This window comes from Gemella haemolysans (assembly GCF_901873445.1).
Classification (GTDB): domain Bacteria; phylum Bacillota; class Bacilli; order Staphylococcales; family Gemellaceae; genus Gemella; species Gemella haemolysans_C.
The window spans coordinates 97,926-111,226 of record NZ_CABFLN010000016.1 but is presented as its reverse complement, the minus strand read 5'-3'; the positions used below and the strand labels follow the sequence as shown (position 1 = coordinate 111,226).

Below are 13,301 nucleotides of genomic sequence, written 5' to 3'. Positions count from 1 at the left end.
GCTCAAAAGTCATCCTCTTTTTTTAAGATATTTCATTTGGAAGAAAAAATTTAGCTATAGACTGAATTTTTAATATTGAAATGAAATATAAGAAAATAAATAAGGGAGTGACTCAAAAATCGTGATTTCGGAGAAATCGATTTTGTCGAGCCATTCCCTTGTTATTAAATTTAATCTATTACATATTCTCCAGGGCTTAGAGTGTTAACGATAGTTTCGAATAGAATTATTCCAACTACGTTTAACATAAGTCGAGAACGAATTTTTTTTCTGTTTTTTGGTGCATCATAGACTTTAATCAAATGATCGCTCATTTTTGCTAGTGGACTACTCGCAAGGCTAGTGATTGATAGAATTGTTGCTCCATTTTGTTTTGCCTCCAAGACGCAATCATTAATGACGTCCGTATTACCACCTAGAGAAAATACTAAAATTACATCATCTTTTGTACAAATATCAGGGATTCTTTTAATAGAATAATGTTCAAAATAGTCATTTGACCAAAGGTTAATAAGTTTAAGTTTTCTGTTGAAATCACTCATAACCATATAACTAGAACCACTACCTAAGCAAAAAATACGACGTGCATTAATTATTTTATCAGCAAAAATATCAAAATCATCTTGATTAAGAATAGACATAGTACGTGAAAATTCGACGCTAAGCTGTTCTTTTAAGTTGTTAAAGGTAGATGAGGTCGCCTTATTATTTTTAGCTAACTCTTTGCTTATTTTCAAATCATATTTTAAGTCAATAAATGTGTTATATCCCAATTTTTTACAAGCCCGAATTACAGTAGAAGAAGAAACAAGGATTTCTTGTTTAATTTCTTTTAGAGTGGTATGCTCAATATTATCTTGTTTCATTAGATAATCAATAGCTTGTTGTTCCGAAATTGATAGTTTATCATAGTTTTCTTTTAGATTCTCAAAAAACATAAAAAATTCCCCCTATAGTAAAATTTACTAAAAATTTTCATTTGATTACTCAGCATAAAGTATCATATCACAAAATATAGAAAAATAAAAGCTATATTGTTAAGGTTTTCTAGAGCTCAGTAAAATTTTACTGAAATAGTAATAAATTACAAAACAAGAAACTTTTAGGCGAAATCGGAAAAACCGTTTTCAAATCTGTTATAATGTACTTATAAAAAATAATAAAGGAGAAAAGGTAATGGCAAAGAAAAAAAATAAATTCGTTTCTGCTTTTGAGCAATTCGGACGTTCGTTCTTATTACCAGTATCTGTACTTCCTGGTGCAGGTATTATTAAAGGGATTGGGACAGCCTTCAGTAATTCAAACACACTAAAAATGTTCCCAGCATTAAAAAATGACATTATTCAATTTATTATGAAATTCCTAATTGTATTAGGAGATACAGCATTCAACAACTTACCAATTATTTTTGCAGTTGGGGTAGCTGTAGGTTTAGCAAAACGTGAAAAAGGTTCTGCTGCACTTTCTGGTTTACTAGGATTCATCGTATTACACTACGTACTTAACTTCCTATTAGTACAAAGTCACAAATTAGTAGATACTAGTAAATTATCAAGTAACGAAGCAAAATTAGCATTATCAAATGCCATGCAGACAAAAGTACTTGGTATTCAAACAATGGACCTTAGTGTATTCGGGGGTATCATTGTAGGTATAGTTGTATACTTCGTCCATAAGTGGGCTGTTAAAGTTCAATTACCAACAGTTATTGGATTCTTCAGTGGACCACGTTTCGTACCTATCGCAACTATCGTAATTATGTCAGCAGTTGCAACTGGACTATTCTTCGTATGGCCTCCAGTACAAAAAGGTATCAGTGTATTATCAATCTTCATCCTTAAATCAGGACCTATTGGAACGTTCCTGTATGGTTTAGTAGAAAGAGCGTTATTACCATTCGGTCTTCACCACGGTTTAAACTGGCCAGTTCGTACAACAGAACTAGGTGGAGCTTGGGAAATTGGTGGACAACGTGTAGTTGGTACAATCAACGCTTACTTAGCTTCATTAGCTGATCCAAACGTACAACACGTAGACCCAAGTATCACTAGATTTAACGGTGGTAAATTTGTTTACTTCATGTTCGGTCTTTCTGGTGCAGCTTATGCAATGTACAAAACAGCTGATGAGAAAAAACGTAAAGTTGTAGGATCATTATTATTCGCAGCTGCAGGTACTTCATTCTTAACTGGTATTACAGAACCAATCGAATTTACATTCTTATTCGTAGCGCCAATTCTTTATGTAGTACACGCATTCTTAGCTGGTTCAGCATTATTCGTAATGCACATGCTAGGAGCAGGGGTTGCTACTCCAACTGGACACGGATTTATTAACTGGGTAATCTACGGAGTACTTCAAGGTCCTAAAACAGCTTGGTGGTTAGTACCAATCGTAGGTGTAGTTTACTTCTTCATCTACTACATCGTATTCAGATTTATGATTGTTAAATTCGATCTTAAAACTCCTGGTCGTGAAGACGGAGATGATGTTAAATTATCTAATAAAAATGAAGCTCGTGCTAAACTTGGTGTAGAAATTGCTACAATTGGTAAAGAAGAAGCACCAAAATCAGTAGACGTAGCTGCTGGTGATGATGAAGTAATGGAAACAGTACAAAAAACACCAGAAGGAATTAGAAAACAAGCGATTGAATTAGTTAAAGCACACGGTGGTCCAGATAACATCGAAGCTGTAGATGCTTGTATTACTCGTTTAAGAATCAATGTAAAAGATAAAAGTGTAGTTGATCAAGAGCGTATTACAACAAAACTTGGAGCTATGGGATTCGCAGAAAGTGATATGCAAATGCAATCAATTTATGGATCTCATGCTAATGTATTAAAAATGGAAATCCAAGAAATGCTTGGTATGGAGGAATAATTTCATGAAGAATTTGTTTGTTACAGACTTAGACGGTACATATGTTAAGAATTCAGTGTTCGTAGAACAAGAAGATTTAAAAGCGTATCATGATGCGAAAAAATACGGGGATTTCTCAGTTGCGACTGGGCGTTCTGTTGAAGAAATCAAATATATTGCAGAAGGCAATGATATGGATGTTACACACATGATAGGGTTTAACGGAGCGGTCGTAACAAGACAAGATGAAGTTCTTTTTGAAAAATATATTCCTACTAAAGATTTAACTGGAATATTTGAATATCTAAAGGAAAGCAAATTAATATTTGATGCTTTAGATGGAAAACAACGTATCGGTAATTTTGATCATGAGAAGAAAGATAGATTGTGGAACATGGAACTAATTTGTGTTGAGAATCCTTTTGAAATACTAAAAGGAAAAACAATCTATAAAATAAATGTAAGACCAACAAAAGACCAATTAGATTATCATTACGATATAATGAAAGAAAAATTTCCAGAAGTAGAGATTTATAAATCAGGTTCAACACGTATGGAAATCACAGCAAAAAATATTTCTAAAGCTAGTGGTATAGAAGCTATCAGGTCAGGGTATGATAGAGTAATAGCTTTAGGAGACTCAGGGAATGACGTGGATATGTTTAAAGTAGCAGATATTTCATACTGTATGAACCGTGCGCCACAAGACGTGAAAAATCAAGCTACACATGTAGTGGACGATTTTGCAACGGCGATAAAACATTTTGTAGAAAACTATGAATAGTAAAAAAGAACCGGCAGAGATGCTGGTTCTTTTTTCTATTCCATGTATTAAAATCAATAAATAAAATCCAAGGGCAGCCCCAAAAGACCTAAAACTTAACAAAGTTTATATGAGAACCCATAGACGCAGTGGTTTATTAATATCTAAATTCGCTTTGTGAAAGCTTTTTAGATATCTAATAAACTTTGCGGGGATGACTCGACAAAATCGATTTCTTCGAAATCACGATTCTTGAGTCACTCCCTGGATTTTTAATATTTCTAATATTTCTCCAATATTTCACCTCTTACCGCTGAGATAAGATAAAGTGAACCTGTAATTAAAAGTGTTTCATCGGCTTTTAGATTTGGAATAATATTGTTTAAAGCAACTTCATAATTCTCATATTTAGTAACATGAGTATCCTCAAAACTTTGAACTAAATTATCGAGATTTGATTCTTTAATCTCGATTGGAACTTTTGTCGCTGAAAATTCAGCAGGAATAGTTTTTAATTTTTCAATCATATCTTTATAGTCTTTGTCTTCAAGAATACCAAGTAGAATTTTCAATTTAGGGAATTTTTGCTTATCTAGGTAGGCGGCTAAACTATCTATTCCATCATTGTTATGTGCACCATCTAGAAGAATATTGTCACGAATCCATTCTAAACGACCTACCCAAACTGATTTACTTAGAGCTTCTTTTATAACGTCATCTTCTATATCGATAATACCACGTTTTTTCAGATTAGATAATGCTTCTAAAGCTAAAGATGCGTTAAAAGTTTGGTGTGCACCGACCATTTTTGTAGAATAATTTACACCTTTATATGAGAATTCGTTACCTCTAGCTTCGACTTTGTTCACAACGATATCTTCTTCGTTTAGTATGCTTAAGTTAGCATTTTTATCCTGACAGATGTCTTTTATTACATTTACAACACCTTCACTAGCAGGATATATTAGGACATTATCATTTTCTTGGATAATTCCACCTTTTTCATAGGCGATTTTTTCAAGAGTATCGCCAAGAATCGCAGTGTGATCTAGGCCGATTTTTGTAATAATAGATAATACTTTTTCTTTAAAAATATTTGTTCCGTCGTATCTTCCACCAAGACCAACTTCCATAATAACGAAATCTGTTTTTTGCTCTCTAAAATATAATAAAGCTACACCAGTGATAATTTCGAAGAATGACAGTTTATCACTAGGGTCTGGATTATTTTTGTCGTAAGTTTCTTGAACTAGTTTGAATAATCGATAGGCTTCTTTATATGAAATAAAATCATCATTAACACGAATTCTATCATTAAAACTTAGCATACCGGGACTTGTGTATAATCCAACTCTATACTTAGTTTTTAAGACATCTTTTAAATAAGAACAAGTAGATCCCTTACCATTAGTACCAGCAACATGAATTACTTTAAGATCTTTTTCAGGATGGTCGAAGAGTTCAAGAATATGTTCCATTCTGTGAAGGCCAAGTTTCATTCCAGTACGTTCTATTTTATACGATGAAGTAATAAGAAGTTCTTCGCAAACACATTCAGTTGCATAGTTTACAATTTCATCTTCATCTAAAGTTAGAAGTTTTTCAGCAAGTTGCTCTAAACTTAACTGATTGAAAAGTTCTAATATGTTATTTTTATCTTCTAAATTATTTTCTTTTAAATATTTCTCAAATTTTCTTTTACAATTCAAATTCATAAATAAACACCAACATTTCTAATAATATACACTTAATTTTATAATGATAAAGATGAATTGTAAAGGATATAATTTTGGTGATCTTAAAGGAGGTGTTTGGGTAATAGTTACTTTAGGGTAACTAAAATACAATAAAGTGAGTACTTTAATTTTAATTTTTAGTATGCTAGTATTATTAATGAAGAATATAGAGTTAAAAAAGGAGAAAAACATGATAGCAATAACAGGTGTAACAGGAAAATTAGGTGGAAGAGTAGCGAAAGTTTTAAGTGAACGTGGGATAGATACAGTTCATATCGCAAGAAATCCTCTGAAAGCTAAAAAATATAGCAATGCAGAAGTGAGAAAAGCAAGTTACGAGAATAGCGAAGAAAGTCGAGCTGCATTAACTGGAGTAAAAACATTATTAATGGTTTCAGCTAAAGAAAACCCTCAAAGGTTGGAGGAGCATATTGGATTTATTGATGTAGCTAAAACAGCAGGAGTAGAACATATTGTATATATTTCATTCTATAATAATAAAGAAGATGCAACATTTACTTTATCACGAGATCACTATCAAACAGAAAAATATATAAAAGAACAAGGTTTACAATATACATTTCTTAGAGATAATTTTTATTTAGATTTCTTTTTAGATATGTGTTTTGAATATGGAGAACTTCGAGGACCGGCAGGGGATGGTTTAGTGTCTGCAGTAGCGCGTAAAGATGCTTCAGATATGGTAGTGGCAGTTATGTTAAATACAGAAGAATATAGAAATAAAGTATTAAACTTAACAGGTCCACGAAATTTATCTATGAATGAGATTGCTGAGATTGTTAGTGAAAAAACAGGTAAGGAAATTACATATTACAATGAAACAGTAGAAGAAGCCTATCAATCACGTCGAAAATGGGATGCGGAACAATGGGAATATGATTCATGGGTAAGTACATATACAGCTATAGAAAAAGGTGAACAAGAAGGAGTTTCACTAGATATAGAAACAGTATTAGGAAGACCGGCAACATCATTAGAACAACTTTTAGAGGAGTATGTTGAGGGGGAATAAAATGAAAATTAAAAAATTTCGAAACTTTTCAACTTTAGTTTCATTTTAATTATAGTCTAAAGTTCATATAAGGTAAGTGAGATATAATATAAACACAACAAAACTTAATAATATTTTTTTTCATAATATACGGCTCATCGAAAGATGAGTCTTTCTCCATTTCTTGAGTAATTTTCTGAAGTTACTATAATTGTAGGCTATATCTATATATTATATTTCTTTTCCAGATTTGAGAGAATTTTTTCTCCGTCAATAAGGTTTTTATTTTTGATATCTTTAATTCCTGCTTGTAGAAATTTAGCCTCTAATCGTTCTTTATTTGTATGGGATTGTAATTTTCCTGGAATATGATTAGATGTTTTTTTAAAAATTCTATTTGTAATATACTTTATGTTGTGTTTTTGCATATTATCACCTCACTATAAAAATATACCATCATTTTTAGTATTGTCAATATAAGAAATGAATTTGATAAAAAGTAAATCTTTAAGTAAAATATTTTTCAGAAAATAATCATTCAACTTTAGTTTCATTTTAATTATAGTCTAAAGTTCATGTAAGGTAAGTGGGATATAATATAAACATAACAAAACTTAATAATATTTTTTTTCATAATATACGGCTCATCTAAAGATGAGCCTTTCTCCATTTCTGGAAGGACTTGACAAGTTATTATTTTTGTAAATATAATATATTTAAATTGATAATTAATAAATTCTATGAATACTCATGCTATTAAGAGGTTAGCAAATTAAAGTATTTAGTATAGGTGATTTTTGCGAAGGTGTAGATATGGATATTAGATTTGAAAAAGGTATAAACAAAAACCATTCTCTAGTGATCTGTAAATGGTCGAATGAGAAAGGTGAAGAATTTCAAAAGCAATGGATGGGATTAAAGGTTTCTTATCCTTTAAATTTAAATAAGATACAGAAATTAGAGAATATATTTTCTATTTTTCATGAAGAAGAATTTCTTGGAATAATACAAATTATAAAAATCGAGGGAGATAATGTGCATTTAGGGAGATTTATTTTAAATCCACAAAAAATAGGACAAGGTTTTGGAAAAAATGCATTAGGATCATTTGTTCAGTATATTTTTGAAGATGAAAATATTGATAGTATAACTTTAACAGTATTTGATTCTAATATAATCGCTAAGAACCTGTATGAGAAATTAGGTTTTAAAATTGATAAAGTGATAGAATGTCCAAATTTGAAGTATATTATGAAAAGAACTAGATAATTATTATTTTCAAAATTTTTCAACTTTAGTTTCATTTTAATTATAGTCTAAAGTTCACGTAAGGTAAGTGGGATATAATATAAGCATAACAAAACTTAATAATATTTTTTTTCATAATATACGGTCCATCGGAAGGTGGACCTTTCTCCATTTCTAGGGTAATTTTTGATTTTGAGTTTAAACTATGTAGATAATAGATATTTTTTTTCATCGGTTAGTCGTAATTCTATCAAGTCTGGAGGAAGCAGATAGAATGTACGAATAACACATGCTACAGAAACTAGAATTTTTAGGACGAAAGGACGAGAAAATTCTTAGTTTCGAATCAGTGAAATATACGGTCCATCGAAAGATGGGCCTTTCTCCATTTTCAGAATAGTTTTCAGGTTTTTTCTTGAAACTTTATTTCAAAGTGCTATAATATAATTTATGAAAAAAACATCAGTAAATTTATTAGAAGGCCCGATTTTACGGGCGATGATAGCTTTTGCGATACCAATTATGATAGCAAATATTTTTCAGCAACTCTATAATACGGTAGATATTATGATTGTTGGTAGATTCCTTGGAGAAGAATCCCTTGCTGCTGTTGGAGCTACTGCTGCGATATTTGAGCTTGTAGTTGGTTTTGCATTAGGTACAGGAAATGGTATGGGTATAGTTATTGCCCGTTATTATGGTGCAGGAGACTATGAAAAGTTAAAGAGTGCTGTAGCTGTTATGTTTGTTATAGGTGGAGTATTGAGCATTATAATTGCCGTATTAGGTAATTTTGCTTTATATCCATTATTGAAATTACTTGGGACACCAAGTAATATTATTGCTCAGTCTTATGAGTATATTTATCTTATAGTAGTATTTGTAGGTGTTACTCTTGCGTATAATTTATGTGCTGGACTACTTCGAGCAGTAGGAGATAGTAAGGCTGCATTATATTTTTTAATTTTTTCAGCAATTATTAACACTGTATTAGATATATATTTCATAGCATATTTACATATGGGTGTACGCTCGGCTGGGGTAGCAACTATTATTTCACAAGGAGTGTCTGCTGTATTGTGTTTTATTTATATTCGCAAAAAAACTCCGTTTTTAATACCATCTAAAAAACATTTTGCATGGAATAAAAAACTTTATGCTGATTTATTGGGGCAAGGTATTTCTATGGGGCTTATGTTTTCTGTTGTTTCGATTGGAACTTTAATTTTGCAAACTTCGATTAATGCCTTAGGTTCAACGATTATCAGTGCTCAGACAAGTGCTAGAAGAATAATGATATTTGCACTTCTTCCAATAATAGCTATGAACGCGACTGTAACAACCTTCACATCGCAGAATTTTGGTGCGAGACAATATAGACGTATTGTTGAAGGTCTTCGACAAGCGATGGCTATTGCGATTACTTGGTCAATTTTTATTAGTATTGTATTATTCTTTGCTAGTCCATATCTAAATGGACTTGTCACAGGAAGCAATGATGAAGAATTAATTTATCAAGCTTCATTATATCTAAAAATTAGTTCAGCATTTTATCCGATATTAAGTGTATTAGTAATATTAAGAAATGCCTTGCAAGGATTAGGACAAAAGATGATGCCACTAGTTTCAAGTATTATAGAAATGCTAGGGAAAATATTATTTGTAATATTTATTATTCCAAGTGCAGGATATTTAGGAGTAATATTTGTAGAACCTATTCTATGGGTTGTAATGGCAGCTCAATTGTATTATGCATTTAGGAAAGAACCCGTCATTCGTTCATTGAAGAAAAAGAGTGAGTAGAAAGCTGGGAGTAGTACCCAATTAACAAAATAGAGAAGTAATTCTAAAATTAAGATTTTAGAGTTGCTTCTTTTTTTACTGCAAACACCATACTCACATGATATAATAGTAAGGTATGTAAAATAAAACGATAAGGTGACAGAATGAATAAATTAAAACAATTATTAAATGAAAAAAAATATTTAATTATGGGGATATTGAACTTTACTCCTGATTCATTTTCAGATGGGGGAGATTTTTATGATGTGGAAGCTGCGATAGAAGGAGTTCGTAAGATGGTAGCTGAAGGTGCGGATATTATTGATATCGGTGCTGAATCGACTCGTCCAGGTTCTACTGTAGTTAGCGAGGAAGATGAACTAGCTAGATTACAAAGTGTATTTCCAACTTTAAGAAAAACATTCCCTAATGTGTGTTTTAGTGTCGATACGTATAAACCTAATGTAGCTGAATACATGATTGAAGCAGGAGTAGATGTACTAAATGATGTGAATGGTGCTAAAGGAAGTACTATGGCAGAAGTAGCTGCTAAACATGATATTCCAATCTTCATCATGCACAATGGTGGTGTAGAAGAAGGGAAAGAGATTGAACAAGTTGTACGTGAACTAGGCGAGAGTGTTGATATTTGCTTAAATGCTGGTGTGAAGAAAGAAAACATAATCGTCGATCCAGGAATGGGATTCGGTAAAACTGCAGAAGCTAATTTAGAAATCACACGTAAACTAGAATTACTTAATTCATTAGGTTGTGAAATCTTATATGCGGTAAGTAGAAAAAGAACTACAGATTATGTATTAGGTGGTAATAGTAACCCTAAAGATAGAGATATAGTAAGTGCGGCTTTATCATTAGAAGCGGTAAAACGAGGAGCTAGAATGGTACGTGTCCATAATGTAAAAGTTATGAAAGAAGCCCTAATAACATATGAAATAATTAATGGCTAATCTAACAGAAGGAGGTTAAAATGAAGAATACATTTGTTTATAATAATCATCTAAAAGCGATGAAAGTTCTTAGTACGCTTGAGAGTGAATTAGAAATTTGCGATGAATTTATTTTCAGCGTGGCGTTTATTTCAGAAAGTGGTTTAACTAGTTTACTTCAAACTTTGAAGAATTTAGAAGAAAAAAATATCCGTGGAAAAGTTTTAACGACGAATTATTTATATTTTAATACTCCTAAAGTGTTAGAGAAATTGTCTAATTTTAAAAATATCTCTCTAAAAATTTATGATTGTGTAGAAAATAAACACGGCTTCCATACTAAAGGTTATTTATTTAGATATGGTGATTCATGGAAAGTACTGATGGGAAGTTCGAACTTAACGAGTGCTGCACTTACGATAAATAAAGAATGGAATACTTTTGTTGAGGGTGATAGGATTCTAACGGATAACATTCTATATGAGTTTAATAGCTTATGGAAGAAGGCCAAGTCTTACTCTGAAATAAAAGATAAGTATGTTGAAGAATTCGCTAGTAATAAGGTTGAGACTGTTACTGAAAAAATTATTTCCGAGGAAATCAAGCCGAATAAGATGCAAAGAAGTTTTATAGAAAATTTCGAAAAACTTCGTAATCAAGATAATAAAGGTCTTCTTATTTCTGCGACAGGAACTGGTAAGACATTTGCGGCTGCTTTTGCGATGAAGAGTATAGGTGCAAAGAGATTGTTGTTTATCGTTCATAGGGAACAGATTGCTCGTCAGGCGCTGGAGACATTTAAGACTATTTTTGGAACTAGTCGTAGCTATGGTTTACTTACAGGTAAGGAGAAAAATATAGAAGCGGATTTTATTTTTTCTACTGTTCAAACTATGTCTAAAGAAGATGTTTTTAAGAATTTTAATGATACTCATTTTGATGAAATCATAATAGATGAGGTACATAGGGCAGGAGCTGACAGTTATCTTAGATTGATGGATTATTTTAAACCAACATTTTATCTAGGGATGACGGCAAGCCCTGATAGAACGGATAGTTTTAATATTTATGAATTGTTTAACAATAATATCGTTTATGAAGTTCGCTTAAAAGAAGCGATGGAAAATTCATTATTATGTCCGTTTCATTACTTTGGTATTAGTGATTTAGAAGTCGATGGTAAGGTTATTGACGAGCTAAGCGATTTTTCAAATCTAGTGTCTAGCGAACGCATAGAGCATATTATAAGTAAAATTAATTATTATGGTTATTCAGGAGATAGGGTAAAGGGTCTAGTTTTCTGTTCATCGAAACAAGAAGCTAAGGTACTTAGCGAAGAATTTAATAGGCGTGGTTATAATACTACTAGCTTAACAGGTGAAAATAGTCAGGAGCGCCGTGAACAGGAGATTGCTAAGTTAGTTGCGAATGATGGTGATATGCTAGATTATATATTTACTGTAGATATTTTCAATGAAGGTGTAGATATTCCTGAGGTTAATCAAGTTATTATGTTAAGACCTACTCAGAGTTCTATTATCTTTATTCAACAGCTAGGTCGTGGCTTGCGAAAATCTGCGGATAAGGAGTTTGTTGTAATAATAGATTTTATAGCCAATTATAAAAATAACTTTTTAATACCTGTGGCTCTATCTGGTGATAATAGTTATGATAAAGATACTGTAAGGAAGTTTTTATCTCAGGGGACTAGGTATATTCCTGGGATATCGACTATTCATTTTGATGAAATCTCTAAACAAAGAATTTATAGCGCGATAGACAATGTGAAGTTAAATACGTGGCTATTTGTTACTGATGAATATTATAAGCTTAAAAATAAGCTTGGAAGAATACCTACTTATTCAGATTTTGAAAACTATGACGCTATTGATGTTAGAAAGATTTTCGAGGTAGCTGGAAGTTATTATTCATTCCTATCCAAGAAGGAAAAACAATTTAAATATAGTGGAAAACTGACAAAGACTGCAGAGAATATGTTAAATTTTGTTTCTACTAATTTAATTTTGAGTAAAAAGATAGAAGAACTTATAATTTTACGTTTGTTATTAGATGAGAAGAAGCGTAATATTCTTACAGCTTTTGAAGAAATTATGTTGAAAGATTATAATAAATTTATCGTAGATTATGAGTTGGATGTTAGTAGAAAGATACTTACTAACAATTTCGTAACTAGCAGTATCACTAAGAAGAAGTTTTATGATTGTATATTTTTAGATGAGAATGTAGCTGAGATAAAAATATCTAAGGAGTTTGAAGAACAATTGCAGTCTGAGATTTTTAGGGAATTGTTACAAGATTTGGTAGACTATGGAATTTACAGATATAATAAATATTACAAAGATAATTTATACAAAGATACTAATTTTGTATTGTATGAGAAATATAGTTTCGAAGATATTTGTAAATTATTCTCATGGGGCATAAACTACGTGCCATTAGCTATAGGTGGTTATAAATACGATGAAAGAACAAAGACTTTACCAGTATTTATTAACTACGACATTGATGAAAATTCATTTAACCGAGATTATACACATGGATTTTTACCGGATAATGGTTTTACTTCGATGTCGAAGCCGAGAAGGAATTTAGAATCGAAAGAGTGCGACTATTTCTATAATAACGAGACGAAAATCTATCTATTTATGAGGAAAAATAAAGATGATAAAGATGGAGCACGAATATTTTACTTCCTAGGTGAGATGAAGACGACGGGAGAGCCTAAATTAGTAGCTAGAGAAAGAAGCGGAGATACTGTAATTCAGTTCTTCTATAAAATACAGACTCCAATTCGAGAAGATATGTACGAATATTTCACGAGGGATAGAATATAAAATATAATAGATTAAAGAGTAACTAAGACGAATTTGAGTTCATGGGAATTAGGATTTCATTTAGTTGCTCTTTTTTTATTAATAATAAGGAATTTA

10 protein-coding genes are annotated in these 13,301 nt (G+C 31.5%); 7 read left to right on the top strand and 3 right to left on the bottom strand.

Annotated elements, in window-relative coordinates; genetic code table 11:
- Nucleotides 1-170: 170 nt before the first annotated feature.
- The gene (locus JX287_RS02575) at nt 171-938 is read right to left on the bottom strand and encodes a MurR/RpiR family transcriptional regulator (RefSeq protein WP_204641651.1); all 768 of its coding nucleotides are present in this window, start codon (nt 936-938) and stop codon (nt 171-173) included.
- Between the two features lie 238 nt (nt 939-1,176).
- Between JX287_RS02575 and JX287_RS02570 the strand changes: the two genes are divergently transcribed.
- Nucleotides 1,177-2,883 (top strand): PTS transporter subunit EIIC, encoded by a 1,707-nt coding sequence (locus JX287_RS02570; protein WP_204641650.1) that lies wholly within the window; start codon nt 1,177-1,179, stop codon nt 2,881-2,883.
- A gap of 4 nt (nt 2,884-2,887) precedes the next feature.
- Nucleotides 2,888-3,646 carry a Cof-type HAD-IIB family hydrolase gene (locus tag JX287_RS02565; RefSeq protein ID WP_204641649.1) on the top strand — a complete coding sequence of 253 codons (759 nt, stop codon included), beginning with the start codon at nt 2,888-2,890 and terminating at the stop codon, nt 3,644-3,646.
- Nucleotides 3,647-3,906: 260 nt separating this feature from the next.
- Here the strand turns inward: JX287_RS02565 and JX287_RS02560 are convergent, their stop codons facing one another.
- On the bottom strand, nt 3,907-5,340 hold the full coding sequence (locus JX287_RS02560) for a bifunctional folylpolyglutamate synthase/dihydrofolate synthase (protein ID WP_204641648.1): 1,434 nt from the start codon (nt 5,338-5,340) through the stop codon (nt 3,907-3,909).
- 211 nt (nt 5,341-5,551) lie between these two features.
- Here JX287_RS02560 and JX287_RS02555 point away from each other — a divergent pair, with 211 nt between their 5' ends.
- A complete protein-coding gene (locus JX287_RS02555) occupies nt 5,552-6,394 on the top strand; it encodes an SDR family oxidoreductase (protein WP_204641647.1) in 843 nt (280 codons plus the stop codon).
- A 203-nt stretch (nt 6,395-6,597) separates the two neighbouring features.
- Here the strand turns inward: JX287_RS02555 and JX287_RS02550 are convergent, their stop codons facing one another.
- The gene (locus tag JX287_RS02550; RefSeq protein ID WP_204641646.1) at nt 6,598-6,801 is read right to left on the bottom strand and encodes a hypothetical protein; all 204 of its coding nucleotides are present in this window, start codon (nt 6,799-6,801) and stop codon (nt 6,598-6,600) included.
- A gap of 385 nt (nt 6,802-7,186) precedes the next feature.
- Between JX287_RS02550 and JX287_RS02545 the strand changes: the two genes are divergently transcribed.
- The 4 genes from JX287_RS02545 (at nt 7,187) to JX287_RS02530 (ending at nt 13,205) form a co-directional block, all read left to right on the top strand.
- Nucleotides 7,187-7,642 (top strand): GNAT family N-acetyltransferase, encoded by a 456-nt coding sequence (locus tag JX287_RS02545; RefSeq protein ID WP_204641645.1) that lies wholly within the window; start codon nt 7,187-7,189, stop codon nt 7,640-7,642.
- A gap of 429 nt (nt 7,643-8,071) precedes the next feature.
- A complete protein-coding gene (locus tag JX287_RS02540) occupies nt 8,072-9,424 on the top strand; it encodes an MATE family efflux transporter (RefSeq protein WP_204641644.1) in 1,353 nt (450 codons plus the stop codon).
- Between the two features lie 143 nt (nt 9,425-9,567).
- Nucleotides 9,568-10,371 (top strand): dihydropteroate synthase, encoded by an 804-nt coding sequence (gene folP, locus JX287_RS02535; RefSeq protein WP_204641643.1) that lies wholly within the window; start codon nt 9,568-9,570, stop codon nt 10,369-10,371.
- Between the two features lie 20 nt (nt 10,372-10,391).
- Nucleotides 10,392-13,205 (top strand): DEAD/DEAH box helicase, encoded by a 2,814-nt coding sequence (locus tag JX287_RS02530; RefSeq protein WP_204641642.1) that lies wholly within the window; start codon nt 10,392-10,394, stop codon nt 13,203-13,205.
- Nucleotides 13,206-13,301 lie beyond the last annotated feature (96 nt).